The 14,168-nt window shown below is 59.3% G+C and carries 14 protein-coding genes; 7 read left to right on the top strand and 7 right to left on the bottom strand.

Going from position 1 to position 14,168, the window contains the following annotated elements; all coding sequences use genetic code 11:
• Positions 1–69: 69 nt before the first annotated feature.
• Both ileS and lspA read left to right on the top strand, forming a co-directional pair.
• Positions 70–2,889 carry an isoleucine--tRNA ligase gene (gene ileS / locus GDA65_05130; protein ID MBA5862074.1) on the top strand — a complete coding sequence of 940 codons (2,820 nt, stop codon included), beginning with the start codon at positions 70–72 and terminating at the stop codon, positions 2,887–2,889.
• Positions 2,886–3,407 carry a signal peptidase II gene (gene lspA / locus GDA65_05125; GenBank protein ID MBA5862073.1) on the top strand — a complete coding sequence of 174 codons (522 nt, stop codon included), beginning with the start codon at positions 2,886–2,888 and terminating at the stop codon, positions 3,405–3,407. The genes ileS and lspA overlap by 4 nt, the downstream gene beginning before the upstream one ends.
• 171 nt (positions 3,408–3,578) lie before the next feature.
• Here lspA and GDA65_05120 read toward each other — a convergent pair whose 3' ends face one another.
• Positions 3,579–3,833 (bottom strand): DUF2024 family protein, encoded by a 255-nt coding sequence (locus GDA65_05120; GenBank protein ID MBA5862072.1) that lies wholly within the window; start codon positions 3,831–3,833, stop codon positions 3,579–3,581.
• 41 nt (positions 3,834–3,874) lie between these two features.
• Positions 3,875–4,747 carry an undecaprenyl-diphosphate phosphatase gene (locus GDA65_05115; protein ID MBA5862071.1) on the bottom strand — a complete coding sequence of 291 codons (873 nt, stop codon included), beginning with the start codon at positions 4,745–4,747 and terminating at the stop codon, positions 3,875–3,877.
• A gap of 181 nt (positions 4,748–4,928) precedes the next feature.
• On the opposite strand from GDA65_05115, the gene GDA65_05110 reads away from it, so the two are divergent.
• The 4 genes from GDA65_05110 to GDA65_05095 all read left to right on the top strand — a co-directional run bounded on the left by GDA65_05110 (position 4,929) and on the right by GDA65_05095 (position 9,483).
• Positions 4,929–5,714, top strand: coding sequence for a hypothetical protein (locus GDA65_05110; protein ID MBA5862070.1), 786 nt, complete (start codon positions 4,929–4,931; stop codon positions 5,712–5,714).
• Between the two features lie 187 nt (positions 5,715–5,901).
• A complete protein-coding gene (locus GDA65_05105; protein MBA5862069.1) occupies positions 5,902–7,185 on the top strand; it encodes an efflux RND transporter periplasmic adaptor subunit in 1,284 nt (427 codons plus the stop codon).
• Positions 7,186–7,373: 188 nt separating this feature from the next.
• Positions 7,374–8,048, top strand: a complete 675-nt coding sequence (locus tag GDA65_05100; GenBank protein ID MBA5862068.1) for an ATP-binding cassette domain-containing protein — start codon at positions 7,374–7,376, stop codon at positions 8,046–8,048.
• Between the two features lie 199 nt (positions 8,049–8,247).
• Entirely contained in the window at positions 8,248–9,483 is a 1,236-nt protein-coding gene (locus GDA65_05095; protein ID MBA5862067.1) for an FtsX-like permease family protein, read from the top strand.
• 70 nt (positions 9,484–9,553) lie between these two features.
• Here the strand turns inward: GDA65_05095 and GDA65_05090 are convergent, their stop codons facing one another.
• The 5 genes from GDA65_05090 to GDA65_05070 are packed head-to-tail and all read right to left on the bottom strand — an operon-like array spanning position 9,554 to position 13,166.
• Positions 9,554–10,792: a DUF3391 domain-containing protein gene (locus tag GDA65_05090; protein MBA5862066.1), complete on the bottom strand. Its 1,239-nt coding sequence runs from the start codon at positions 10,790–10,792 to the stop codon at positions 9,554–9,556.
• Positions 10,793–10,846: 54 nt separating this feature from the next.
• On the bottom strand, positions 10,847–11,506 hold the full coding sequence (locus GDA65_05085; GenBank protein MBA5862065.1) for a RusA family crossover junction endodeoxyribonuclease: 660 nt from the start codon (positions 11,504–11,506) through the stop codon (positions 10,847–10,849).
• A complete protein-coding gene (locus GDA65_05080) occupies positions 11,503–11,964 on the bottom strand; it encodes a hypothetical protein (protein MBA5862064.1) in 462 nt (153 codons plus the stop codon). The genes GDA65_05085 and GDA65_05080 overlap by 4 nt, the downstream gene beginning before the upstream one ends.
• A gap of 56 nt (positions 11,965–12,020) precedes the next feature.
• On the bottom strand, positions 12,021–12,365 hold the full coding sequence (locus GDA65_05075) for a zinc ribbon domain-containing protein (protein MBA5862063.1): 345 nt from the start codon (positions 12,363–12,365) through the stop codon (positions 12,021–12,023).
• Positions 12,366–12,368: 3 nt separating this feature from the next.
• Entirely contained in the window at positions 12,369–13,166 is a 798-nt protein-coding gene (locus tag GDA65_05070; protein ID MBA5862062.1) for a ComF family protein, read from the bottom strand.
• 213 nt (positions 13,167–13,379) lie between these two features.
• Between GDA65_05070 and GDA65_05065 the strand changes: the two genes are divergently transcribed.
• Complete coding sequence (locus GDA65_05065) at positions 13,380–14,078, top strand: ATP-binding cassette domain-containing protein (protein MBA5862061.1); 699 nt, start codon at positions 13,380–13,382, stop codon at positions 14,076–14,078.
• The last annotated feature ends 90 nt before the right edge of the window (positions 14,079–14,168 follow it).

Here is a 14,168-nt window from a genome sequence, read left to right as displayed (position 1 = left end):
CTGAGACGAAGCCGGTAACCTCTTGATATGCTGATCGCTGAAGGCTGTCAGCCGACAGCGTGAGTACCTATGGACTATAAATCGACCCTCAATTTGCCGAAGACCGACTTCCCCATGAAGGCGAACCTGCCGCAACGGGAGCCGGAGATGCTGGCCCGATGGGCGCAGGAACGGCTGTACGAACGGATCCAGGAATCTCGTCAGGGGCGTGAACGATACATCCTCCACGATGGCCCGCCCTATGCCAACGGGCGGATCCACATCGGTCACGCACTGAACAAAATTCTGAAAGACATTATCGTCAAATCGAAGACGATGTCCGGCTACCAGGTGCCGTATGTGCCGGGCTGGGATTGCCATGGCCTGCCGATCGAACATCAAGTCCTGAAGGAACTGGGGGATAAGAAGCGGGACTTGGATGCGCTCGCGATCCGCAAACTCTGTAAGGAATATGCGGAAAAGTATGTGGCGATCCAGCGCGAGGAGTTTCAGCGGCTGGGTGTGCTGGGCGAATGGCAACAACCCTATCTCACGTTGAATCCGGCGTATGAGGGCACCATCATCCGCGAGTTCGGCCGGTTTGTGGAGCGAGGCGGGGTCTACAAAGGGTTGAAGCCGGTCTTGTGGTGCACGCAAGATCAGACCGCGCTGGCCGAAGCGGAAGTCGAATACGACGATCACACGTCGCCCTCGGTCTATGTGAAGTTTCCGTTGGTGAATTCTCCGGCTCTCTTGAGCAAGAGATTCGGCGGGCTTGCATTTCCTGCCGATGTGAAGAGCGCCTCCGTCCTGATCTGGACGACCACCCCTTGGACCCTGCCGGCCAATCAGGCCGTCTGTCTTCATCCCGATATCGACTATGCCTTTGTGCAGGTCGGGGACGAATTGCTGGTCATGGCCGAGAAGCTGGTCGAGTCGGTTGCCAAGGCCTGCAGTCTGTCGAACTACACGATCGTCGCGGTGAAAAAAGGTCGCGAGGGATTTGAAGGGTTGGAAACCCAGCGCCCCCTAACCACGGGCCTTTCGCCGCTGCTCCTGGGAGATTTTGTGACGTTGGAGCAGGGAACCGGGTGCGTGCATATCGCGCCTGGCCACGGCATGGAAGACTATCTGCTGGTGTTGGATCACAATGCCAAGGCTAGCGTCGGAGAGCGACTCGAAATTCTGGCGCCGGTGGACAATGGCGGGAAGTTTACCGAGGCGGTTCCGGAGTTCGCCGGCCAGCATGTGTTCAAGGCCAACCCGAAAATCGCGGAACGCCTCAAAGAAAACGGCCGCTTACTCGGCCACGGATCACTCAAGCACTCCTATCCCCATTGCTGGCGGTGCAAGCAGCCGGTGATCTTTCGCGCGACTGAGCAGTGGTTCGTCTCGATGGAGACGAATGAGCTGCGGAAAGAGGCGCTCGCGGAGATTGAACGGGTGCGCTGGATTCCTGCCTATGGCCGTGACCGCATCAACGGGATGATCGAGAACCGCCCCGATTGGTGCCTGTCACGCCAACGGGTCTGGGGCACGCCGATCCCCGGCTTTACCTGTGTAAAATGCGGCAAGGTGCTGGCCCACCCCCAGGTCATCGATCATGTGGCGGATCTCATCGGCCAACATGGCACGGACTACTGGTTTGCCAATCAGGCCGGCGCGTTGCTTCCTTCCGGAACCAGTTGCGACGGATGTGGCGGAACTGCATTCGAGAAGGAACGCGACATTCTGGACGTGTGGTTCGAATCCGGCGTGAGTTACGCGGCTGTGTTGAAGAGTCGCCGCTGGTATCCGGCGGATCTGTATCTGGAAGGGTCTGACCAGCATCGCGGCTGGTTCCACAGCGCGTTACTGGCGGGGGTCATCACCGATCATCAAGCGCCATACAAGGCCGTGCTGACGCATGGCTTCGTGTTGGACGGGGCCGGGCGAAAGATGTCGAAGTCGGCGGGCAACGTTGTCGCCCCCCAGGATGTCATCAAACAATCGGGCGCGGAGATCCTTCGTCTTTGGGTGTCGGCCCAGGACTATCGCGAAGACCTTCGAATTTCGCAGGAGATCCTGAATCACCTGATTGAAGCCTATCGCAAGATTCGCAATACCTGCCGCTTCCTGCTGAGCAATCTGTATGACTTCGAGCCGGCGCAGCACCGTGTGCCCTTTGAGCAGTTGCCCGAATTAGACCGCTGGGCGCTCATGCGGCTGGGCGAACTGATTCCGCGCGTGTGCAAGGGGTATGACGAATTTGAGTTCCATACGATCTTTCACGCGCTGAACAACTTTTGTTCCGTCGATTTGAGCGCCGTGTATCTGGATATCCTGAAGGACCGCTTGTATACCTTCCGCAAGGATTCTCCGTTGCGGCGCGGCTCGCAGACGGTGCTGTTTGAGATTGTGGTGGCGTTGACCAAATTGATGGCGCCGGTGTTGAGTTTCACCGCCGAGGAAATCTGGAGAACGTTGCCGGAGTCTGTGCGGGCAGAGGCGAACGCTGAGAGTGTCCATATCGCCATGTTCCCGGAGGTTGATCCGCGCTGGGCAGATCCAACGCTGGCGCAGCGGTGGGAACGGCTGCTCGAGGTGAGGACCGCCGCTCAGGCTGCGCTGGAAGTCAAACGTCGCGAGAAGGTGATCGGCGCGCCATTGGAAGCGCGAGTCGTCATCGAAGCCGATGCCAGCGCATACGAATTCTTGAAGGGCTACGGCCAGGATCTGTCGTCATTCTTTATCGTGTCCGAAGTGGTTCTCAATGCGGTCGCTCCTGTGCCTGGCAGTTCCGGGTTTGCGATCACGGTCGAGAAGGCGACCGGTGCGAAGTGCGAACGTTGTTGGAACTACCGATCGGCCGTGGGCGCTTCTGCAGACCATCCCACTCTCTGCGATCGTTGCATCGAGGCGGTCCAGTGAGTCCATCTATCCGGTATCTCCTGCTTGGATTGCTTAGCCTGGCGATCGTGGTAGTGGACCAAGCCACCAAGGTCTATGTCATGGAGACCATGCGGCTCCATGAGTCCATTCCCGTCATCACCAACCTGTTTAGTATTACCTATATCCGCAATCCCGGCGCGGCGTTTGGCTTCCTGTCGTCCAGCAGTAGCTCATTCCGGTTCGTGTTCTTCGGATTGACCTCGATCTTCGCCGTGGGTTTACTGGGGATGATTCTCGTGCGTATGCCGAAGGATGACTGGATGGGGCGGCTGAGCGTGGCGGGGATTCTGGGCGGAGCAATCGGCAACTTATTGGACCGGCTGCGCTACGGGGAAGTGATCGATTTCCTCGACTTTTATATTAACGGGTACCATTGGCCGGCGTTTAATGTGGCCGATTCGGCCATTACGGTCGGGGTGGTGTTCCTGATCCTGCACTTCGCGTTGGAGAAGGAGTCTGAGCACAGTCCGGTGGTGTCCGAGAATCCCCCCTCCTGACAGGACGCTGAAAAAGCCCGCCAGCAGCGTTCTCGCGTCGCTCGCATGTTCAACGTACCGCTGAGGGTACGCCTCACATGCTCTCTCGCTGCGGCCTTGCTGATCAGCCTTTTTGAGCGTCCTGAAACTCTTCACATTCAGCGTTCAAACTAGTCGCCTCATTTTTCCCCGTTACACCGGCAGGGTGATGATGAATCCGCCCTGTTCGCGGAACTGCCGTTGCTGCTCGACTGAAAACATCACGAGCGGTTCGCTGTGGCAGAACTGGCATTCCTTGAGCGTAATCTCGGCCTGGGGTTCGCCGATGCCTACCAAATATTGCTTGGCCAGCGTTAAGGCCTTCTCCTGACTTGTGGTCATCACGTCAAAGTGGAGTTTGCCGTTCTTGCCCTTGACCCAGGTATCGTAGACGTGGACGCTGTCCATCTGCTCTCCCATGTTGACTCGGCTCCTTGTTCTTGATTGTCCTAGCGGACGACTAACAGTACGATCACGCCCAGCACCATACGGTAGTAGGCGAACACACTCAAGCTGTGGCGCTGCACGTAGGTCAGGAAGGCGGCGATCACGGCCCAGGCCACCACAAACGACACCACCAAGCCGATCCCGAGGGCGACATAGTCATCCTGAGAGAATGAAGCCTGCGATTTCAGCATCTGATAGATGGTGGCGATGATCATGGTCGGCAAGGCTAGAAAGAAGGAGTACTCCGTCGCAACGCGCCGGTCGAGCCCGGCCAGCAGGCCGCCGACAATCGTCGAGCCGGAACGGGACATGCCGGGGATCAGGGAGGCGCATTGAGCCAGGCCGACCCACAGGGCCGATCGGGGCGTGACCTGCAGCAGTTCCTTCACGCGCACGCGGCTTTGCATGCGTTCGACCACCAGAATGATGATACCTCCCACGATCAATGAAATCGCGACGGTGGTCGGGGAAAAGAGGTAGGCCTTGATGGACTTGTGCGCAAGGAATCCCACCAGTGCGGCGGGCAAAAAGGCCAGGCCCAGTCCGATCACGAACCAGAGATTGGGTTGGGCAGTGATCGATTCTTGAATGGTCGCCGCCCAGGATCTCGTGCCCCGGCCGGCGATCAACGAGCGAAAGTCCCGTTGCTCGCGTAGCGCATGCGAGGCCAGCGAGGCAAGTTTGGCGCGCTCGTAAGCAATGATCGCGAGAATTGATCCCAACTGAATGGAAATCTCCACGTTGGAAGCGATATCACCCGTAAACCCGAGGGCATGTCCCACCAGGATGAGATGGCCTGTTGAGGAGACGGGAAGAAATTCCGTCAGTCCTTCAATGATGCCGAGAATAACGGCGAGCTCCGGGCCCCAGTTCATCATAGTGTACGAGACGGTGTGTGGGATGCGGCGGTTGGTTGCGTGGTTGTCACAGACAGTCACTCATATTCCCAGACTGGTCACCGGCAGTCAAGCACTGTTGAATGTTGCGGCAGTCCGTTCTTGATAGGAGTCTTCTCGGCGCTGCGCAATCGGCAAACTTGTTGACAAAGTGGAGTTGATGGCATACACACAACAAGACAGAAGAGGTCCGATCGGTCCAGATCGAACAGGGGAGGGTCGCATGAGGCATGTGTGGATGGCTGGGCTTGCGCTCATGAGCGCGATGGCCGCCAGCGGGTGCGTAAGTGACAAGAAATATCATGAGGCGCTTGCCGATGCCGATGCCACCAGGGGTGAACTGGAGCGTGCGCGAGCGCAGAAGAATGCCCTGGAGCAACAGGTCAAGACCTTAAAGGACTTGAATGCGAAGTTCGGGTCTGAAAGCCAGATTGCCCGTGATGAGCTTCAACGGATTCAGCACGGGCGCGATAAAGAGCGCGATACCATCGACGTCAGGACCAAGGAACTGGAAGACAAGGTCAAGCAGCTGAACGCACAAAATCGAAGCGTCAAGCAAGAGTATGAAGAGGCTCGCCGGCACAATGAACAATTGAAGTCTTTGGTTGCCCGGTATCAGAAAGAGATGAAGGAGCGGTCGCGAGCCCTGTCGTCGGGGATGGGGTCTTCGGCGTCGACCGCAGCACCCGGAGTCGCCGGTTCTTCGTCACCGAAGGCGGCCCCCGCGCCACTCGCCTTGGATGCGCCCGCGCCGGCTGCCTCGCTGCTCAATATCAACAAGGCGCCGTCGACGGATCTCGTGCTTACGCTCGGCCTTACGCAGGATGTGGCGGACCGTATCGTGAGCAACCGTCCTTACAGAGTGAAGGGCGAGCTTGTCGCCAAGAACGTGATCACGAAGGACGTGTTCGACGACATCAAGGATCGCATTACCGTCAGTCCCTAGTCGCCTGTGTGTGGGTCCACCGCTGGTGGACAGCCTGACCCGAACGGCCGTTTGCCCTTACCGGCAAACGGCCGTTCTCATGTGTGCCGCCGCGCTCCGCAAGGCCAGATCGCGGACCGCTGCCTGACATCGTCAAATTGTTTTCTGCTAGAATGCCGCAGTACTTGGCGAAGAGGAACGCCTGTTCATGCGCCGTGTCAGTATCATTGCCGGTGTGCTTGCGCTCGGCCTGGCCATCGCCGGGTATGTGTTTTTCAACGGCGAACGGAAAGCTCCCGTGCGCTACCGCACGGTTCCCGTCGAGCGCGGAACGGTCGTCTCTCTGGTGACCGCAACAGGTACGATCAATCCCATTACCACGGTTCAGGTCGGAAGCCAGGTCTCGGGCATGATCGAGAGCCTGCACGCCGATTTTAATTCCAAGGTGAAGGCGAGCCAAGTCGTCGCGCGCATCGATCCATTCCCCTACCAGGCCAGGCGTGATCAGGCCGCCGCCAGCCTCGCCAATGCCAGGGCCGCGTGGGAAAAGGCGCGGATCGACCTCGCTCAGCGGCGGCGCGAACTGGATCGAGCCAAGTCGCTCATCGGCCAACAATTTATTTCGCAGAATGAAGTCGATGTCGCGTTAACGGCTTCCGAGGGGGCGGTCGCGCAATTGAAGGTGACGGAAGCCGCCGTCAAGCAGGCGGAGGCCATGCTGCAAGCGGCCGAGTTGGACCTGAAATATACGGTGATCCGTTCGCCGGTCGACGGAGTGGTGATTTCGCGTCTCGTAGAGGTCGGCCAGCGAATTTCCGCTAGCTTCTCCATCCCGACCCTGTTTCTGATCGCCGAAGATGTGACCAAAATGCAGGTCGATACCAACGTGAGCGAGGCTGACATCGGCGGCATTGTCGATGGGAAAGCGGCGTCGTTTACCGTCGATGCGTATCCGGGGGAAGCGTTTCAGGGGCGGGTGCGTCAGGTTCGCAATGCGCCCATTAATATTCAGAATGTCGTGACCTACGATGTCGTGGTGGAATTCGAGAATCCTGAGTTTCGTCTGAAACCGGGTATGACCGCGAATGTCTCTATCGTCGTCCACAAGCGGGAGAATGTGCTCAAGGTGCCGAATGCGGCTCTTCGCTTCGTTCCTCCCAAGGTGGTTCGAGAAGAAAGGGGAGAGGCCGGGTCGAAGAAGAATGGAGACGGTGCAGGCGGAAGGCCTACGGCCGGAAGTGTTCCTGCTGAACCGGCGCATCGGCAATGGGGTGTGTGGAAGCTCGACGCTGCGGGAGAACTGGAGCGCGTTCCTGTCGAGATGGGCATATCGGACCGGTCGTATGTCGAAATTGCGGCTGCGGGAATCCAGGAGGGCGACCAGGTTGTGACCGGGATTGAGTCTCCACGGGGTGAGCGCAAGGGCGGAGAGCTGCCACCGGGTTTCGGGGGTGGGCAACAGCGTAGCGGGCGGCGGGATCGGGGGATGTAGCTGCGGCGGAAACCATCGCCCGCGATGGTCGTCGAATCGACAGATGGCTACCATTCATTTGAGCAACGGGCATCGTGCAAAGCGGCCTCATGGTGGAGGATCGCACGTCCACCTGGTGACCGGTCCCGGCGATACCCGTTTGTGAGGGCACTGTGGCTCCCTTGATCGTCTGCGAAGACCTCTGGAAGATGTATCGCATCGGCGATGTCGAAGTGCAGGCGTTGCGCGGCATCAATCTGACGATCGAACGCGGCGAGTTTGTCGCGGTGATGGGCACGTCGGGATCGGGCAAGTCCACTCTGCTGAACCTGTTGGGTTGTCTGGACCAGCCCTCGAAGGGCCGTTATCAGTTGGATGGGCTGGATGTCAGTACCGCGAAACCGGACGTGCTGGCGGATCTTCGCAATCGGCAGATCGGGTTCGTGTTTCAGAACTTCAACCTCATCCCCAGGACCAGCGCCCTGGAGAACGCGCAGTTGCCGCTGTTTTACCGCGGCGTCTCCATCAAGGAACAACGGAAGCAGGCGGCCGCCGCGTTGCAGCGTGTCGGGCTGGCCGGCCGGGAACAGCATTATCCGGCTCAACTTTCCGGCGGCCAGCAGCAGCGCGTCGCCATTGCCAGGGCATTGGTCGGCGCCCCATCAATCCTGTTCGCGGACGAACCGACGGGGAATCTCGATACCGCCTCGAGTCGTGAAATCATGGATATCCTCGAACATCTCAACCGGGAGGACGGGATCACGATTATTCTCGTGACGCACGAGCCCGATATCGCCGCCTACGCCTCCCGCGAACTCGTCATGAAGGACGGGCAGATCGTGCAGGATGTCCGGCGCTCGCCCCACCTGTCTGTTGTGACGTAGCCCGCAAGCTTCATGAGCACTTCTGCTGCACTTGCCGATTCATTGCTGCGACGGTCCTCCGGTCGGCGGGCTCACCTCCCGGACTCTCATCGTACTGCACGAGTGCGCCTCGGGTCCTCCCGGCTCCGCACGCCGGTCTCGCCACGCAACACGGCGATTTCGCGACGAACCGTTAGGAATCATGCGGGCTAGGCCATCCATGTCGGCATTTGTTCTACTCACCGTCATGACCGCCTTGCGAATCCTGAACCGGAACCGGCTGCGGGCCGGTCTCACCATGCTCGGCATCGTCATCGGCGTGGGGGCGGTCATTGCCATGGTCAGTATCGGGCAGGGGGCCAGGGCGGCCGTTCAGGCTCAGGTGGCGAGTATGGGGACGAATGTCATTGTCATCATGCCGGGTTCCACGACGGTCAGCGGTGTCCGTGGCGGGCAGGGCGGGGCGGTGACCTTGACGATCAACGATGCGGCAGAGTTGAAAAAGCGGAGTCCGCTGTTATCCGACACCGGCTGGGCGAAGCGCGATATTATCCAAATCATCAACGGGAATCGTAACTGGAATGGACCCGTGAACGGCGTATCCCCGAGTTATCTCACGATCCGTGATTGGTCGTTCACGAGTGGAGGGCCTTTTACCCAGACGGATATGGAGAGCGCAGCTCGCGTGGCCTTGATCGGCCAGACCACGTTGGAAAACCTCTTTGAGCCGGGCGAAGAAGCGATGGGGGCGACGATTCGCATCAAGAATGTGCCGTTCCAAGTCGTCGGGGTGCTGGCTCCGAAGGGGCAGTCGGCCCAGGGAAGCGATCAGGACGACGTGATCTTCATCCCATTCACTACGGCGGAACGGAAGGTGTTCGGGAGCCAATTTCTGGGATCGGTCGGCGCTCTGTTCGCCTCCACCGAACAGAGCGCCGACTTGCCCGAGGCTGTGGAGCACATTCGGGAGACGTTACGGGCCCGGCACCGGCTGGAGCCGGAACAGGCGGATGATTTTACGATCAGGACGCAGGTCGATATCGGAAAAGTGCAAGAGAGCACGAGTCACACCCTGACGGTCATGCTGTTCGCCATCGCCTCGGTATCCCTTTTGGTCGGCGGCATCGGGATCATGAACATTCTTCTGGTGTCGGTCACCGAGCGGACGAAGGAGATCGGGGTGCGTATGGCCGTTGGCGCCAAACGCATCCATATATTGACTCAATTTCTGATCGAAGCCGTGACGCTGAGTCTGTTCGGCGGCATGATCGGTGTCATTGTCGGCATCGTCGGCGCTCAGCTGACGACGGTGATTGCTGGCTGGCCGACCATGATTTCGGTCGATGCGGTTGTAACGGCCTTTCTGTTCTCCCTGGCCATCGGGCTGTTTTTCGGGCTCTATCCCGCCAATAAAGCTGCTCGACTGAATCCGATCGAAGCGCTTCGGTACGAATAGGCCTCACGAAAATCCGGTGTTCAGGTTGTCCGGTCTTCGTGATGAGGTGTGACGGATGATTGGACCGGCGTCAGTGATAGGCCCGTTGGAATTCTTCCGGGATCGTACCTAACACCGAACGAACTGCGCGAGGAGGCGCCTGTTCATCCTGGTTGGCCAGGTCGATGACGAGCGGGACAATATAAGGCTCTCCCGAAGGATCGTGTGTGATCGTCACGATGGGTTGATGGAGTTTTCCCGAATTGATGACGGAGACGATCGCACGTTCGCCGGTCGTCAGCAGGACATAACTGTAGACCGGGTAAATGCCCATGACTTTCACGAATACTGAGATCAGCCGGCTCTCATACCGGCCTTCCTGACCTTCCTGATAGAGCCGCTGGAGCGATTGGTGCGGGGTCAGCGGCGAGGCCCCGCCGAAGCCCGTCAACAATTCGTCGTAGCGATCCGTCACCATCACAATCCGGGTCATGTCCGACGTGAACGCCCCGCCCGTTTCCGGTGGAAAACCACTGCCGTTCAAGTAGGCATGATGTTCCGCCACAATCTGTTCCACCGCTTTGGTAAATCCACCCCGGCGTTCCAAGAGAATGGCGCCCGCGCGCGCATGGGCCTCATAGGCCAGCCGGTTCTGTTCCGAGAGCGTGGTCGAGGTGTCGTGAACGCGCCGGAGAATCGCCGGCGGAACCTGTAGAAGGCCGATATCGTGAAGCAGCGCGCCGGTGGCCAACTCCTGGATGGCCAGTAAGTTGTAGTCGGCGGCATGGGCGAGGATCATCGAAAAGCTGCACGTGGCGAGCGCATGTTGACTCAGAGGCGCATTGGCTTCCCGGCCTTGGCTGAACACCATGAATAAGGCATGGGTATTCAGCGCTTGCGCCACGGCGCTGATGGCGTGGACGGTATGGCTGGCCTCTTCCGGATCGACGATGCCGGTCTTGGCGATACGGGAGAAAGCGCTATGAACGGATTCTTCGAGCTTGGCGCGCGCGGACCTGGCGGTCAGCAGTTCTTGCGTCATCGCGGCAAGGGAACGGATTTCCGCTGCTTTCCCTGTCTGCGAAGGCGCAGGTTGGGGCGTGAGAGGAAGCGGGTGTTGGGAAGGAGCAGCGGGGTCCTGGATGTCGAGTCCGCGGGTGGGATCGATACTGAGGCGCGTCACTCCCGCGCGTCGCAGCTTCTCGATTTGCTCGTCGGTTCGAATCAAAAACGAGTGGCGCAGGAACGGTGACCGGAACCAGGCGACGTCGAGTTTGGCGACATGCATGCCGATTCGGAGCGCATCAATTGTAATGGGTCGATATGTCATAACACGTGCTGGCCGCCGGACAGGCGGACGTCAAGCGGGGATCACCCGACCATCCTACCGGTGTTGCCCGTTGTCGAATGGCGGCCTGGAGACTGCCGCGACCTGTGCCTTGACTGAGGCGGGGAAAAACGGATCTGGCCCCGACGGGGGCGCCACCGATAACTGAATTTCCATGCGAGGATTATCGCGATCCTGGCGCTTGTAGAGATGAGTTTCGACTACTCGATTGTCATTCAGTCCAAGCCCCTCGCACAGAGCATCTTGGGCGATCTTGAGCCCGCCGTCAGTATCCCGCCGCAGCGCAGAGGCGAAGAAAAAATGGATCGAGAGAGAAAGGCTCGCCTGCCGCAAGGTCTGTCTTAGAGTAGCACGATGGGGCGATTGGGCAAGCGCAACCAGAATTTGTTGCCCGACGAAGTCCTTATACGTACGTCCTTTGGCGGAGAGTAGCCGACGCCCGTTCACCGTCGCGTACTGGTGGTTCACGCTGGGCGGGACCGGCAAGGTGAGGGTGATGGAGGTCGTGGTAATGGTCAGACCGGTGGACGTTGGAATGGCGAACGGCAGTGAACGGCGGCTTCGGGTGGATTGCTGCGGGAGAAGAGGCTGTGTTTCCTGAGGCAAGGCCTGCCGAGGCGGGGGCCTAAAGGACGTTGATCGGATCGTAACGGGAGATTGTCGGGGACGGGACACGCGGCGCAAGGGCCTGCCTATAGAAGATTTTGGATCTTAGCCATGTCCTGCTCGGCCCGGTCTTCGTTTCTGGTGAGATACCGGCGCCACTCCGACGGGCCCCAGATCTCCAGGCGGTGATACATCCCCACGAGGATGAGTTCCTGATCCTCATCCATCGGGACGAGCTTGCGGAGGCGGCTTGGAATCAACACCCGGCCGGCTTTGTCGATGTCGGAGGCGCCGGCTTGCGCCATGACATGGTGCATGAACAGGCGGGTCTGGTCTTCATCTAGCGTCGCTCTCGTGCGTTCCAGGACCTGTCCCCATTCTTTGCCGGAGTACATCCACAGGGTCTGCTCGGTGTTCTTCAGGAACATGACCTGATTGCCCTCGGATTGGAATCGTTCGCGAAGGGGCGAGGGGATCAGGAAGCGTCCCTTTTCATCGACCTTACAGAGATGTTCTCCGGCGAACACGGGCGGTTCCCTCCGTTTCATTGCCGATGGTAGGAGACATGGACAATCCTGTCAAGAGAATATTCTGACCGCGTGGGTCAATCACAGTCGGTGCCGTCCATTTCAGGCGGGGGCGATTGACCGTCCTCCATCGCGGCATCGAGCTCATCACCCAGGTCTTCACCCATTTCTTGGCCCATTTTTTTCATGAACCGCGCCATGCTTCGGGGGTCATTTTCATCGAGTCCTCCCAGGTTGCTCGGGTCGGAGAGGGCCTCAAGTCGCGCTTCCTCCGATTTGGGCGAGGCGAATCGCGAGAGCAGCCGTTCCATGTCGGCGCTCTGGCAACGGGCGCAGGTCTGCTGCGGGACAGAGTTTGCGTTGAGAACCAGACGCGTGGTGCGTGTTCCGCATTGTCGGCAACGATACTCGTAGATCGGCATGGGTCAGGCTCGCTGAATGTGTTTTTGGTTGATGGCTGATGGCGGCAGCCACGTGTCCGGCACCATCCCCGCGTCCACGGAACGCGCCAGGGCGAGAACCGCAACCTGTTTGGCTCCGGCTTTGAGCAGGACTCTGGCGCATTCACTCGCCGTGGTGCCGGTGGTGAACACGTCGTCGACGAGGAGAATGCGCGCTCCGGCGACGTCCTGCGGCGCGCGTATGGCAAACGCCTTGCGGAGGTTGTGCAGTCGAGCTGCGCGCGGAAGCGAAATCTGCGGGTCGGTATCGACGGTACGAATCAGGTTTCGATAGGATACCGGCAGTCCGAGAGCGGAACCGATGCGGTCTGCGAGAAGGAGCGACTGATTGAATTCCCGCTGCCGCAGTCGGTTCGGATGCAGAGGGATGGGCATGAGCCTATCGAATTCCAGACGCTCCGGGAGCGCCTTCAGGAGTAACGAGCTTAACGCGTCCGCCAGGGCGACCCTTCCCCGGTATTTGAAGAGGGCAATGGCATCCTGGAGCGGCGAACAGTAGGCATAAGGCGCCCACACCTGGGAGTAGTTCGGTTCGCGAGTGCGACAGTCCCCGCATTCGTGAGTCGGACTGTAGGCCAGTGCAGAGGCCGACGCGAAGGGACGATGACACCGCGGGCAGGAGGGGCCGTGGAGCGGTCGAATCAAATCCCAGCACGGGCGGCAGAAAAACGGCACCGGATCATCCGTGAGAGGCTGTGCGCAGGTGGTGCAGTCCATCGGAAGCAGCAGCCGGGAGGCCTGTCGGACAATGTCTATGATCATTGGCGAAGACTCATCGTCGACGTTGGAAGCCAGGCCCTGCGCCTTGCTGGGAATTTGTAAGGAAAACTCGCTTAGCCTGTCAAGGTTGTGGGTGTCAAAGGGGGTGTGATATAGCACCTTTTCGTCGGCATCGGGGCGATTTCACTGGTTCCGTTCGGTGCACCGACCACGAATGGAAGAGTCCATCGTCGTTTCTGGTTATGGTTTTCCGAGATGCATGATTCTGCCAAAGCCCTGGTGGGCGTTCAGCGCCTCTCGAAAGAATATCGCCGTGGGGGAACGGTCCTGTGCGCGTTGCAGGACGTCACGCTTGAGGTGAAGACCGGAGAATTTTGCGCGTTTGTGGGGCCAAGCGGATGCGGAAAAAGTACGCTGCTTAATTTGATCGCAGGCTTGGATCAACCCACTTCGGGGACCATTATGATCGAGGGCCGGCCTGTCACCAATGCCAGCGCCACCGAATGGACGCGTCTCCGGCGCGAGTTGATTGGAATTGTGTTTCAGGCCTTTCATTTGATTCCCGGGCTCACGGTTGCGGAAAATGTGGCTTTGCCCATGTTGCTGAAGGGCGAACAGGGGCGGATCGTCGCGGATCGAATTGATGAGGTCTTGCAGGCAGTGGGGATGGAAGCGCGCCGTTCGCATCGGCCCAGTGAATTGTCCGGGGGGGAGCAACAGCGGGTGGCAATCGCCAGGGCGATCGTGCATCGGCCCCGCCTGATCCTGGCCGACGAGCCGACGGGAAATTTAGACTCCAAACAGGGCGCCGACATCGTGAGCCTCTTCCGCACATTGCCCCAACGGTTCGGCCATTCCGTGTTGTTGGTGACGCACAGCGACAGCGCGGCGGAAGCAGCGGATTATGTCTGGCACATGCGGGATGGGCGTCTGGTGAACCGTATCACGCATTGATCTCAAGAGAGCGAAGGGAGTTCGGTGCTTCTCAGCCTCGCCCTATTCATGATGGTCGGGGTGAGCGTTTGTAAGTGCTACCGTCGGAGT

The sequence above is a fragment of the Nitrospira sp. CR1.1 genome (assembly GCA_014055465.1).
Classification (GTDB): domain Bacteria; phylum Nitrospirota; class Nitrospiria; order Nitrospirales; family Nitrospiraceae; genus Nitrospira_A.
Note: the sequence above shows the minus strand (reverse complement) of the source record. Positions and strands in the feature narration are given on the sequence as shown.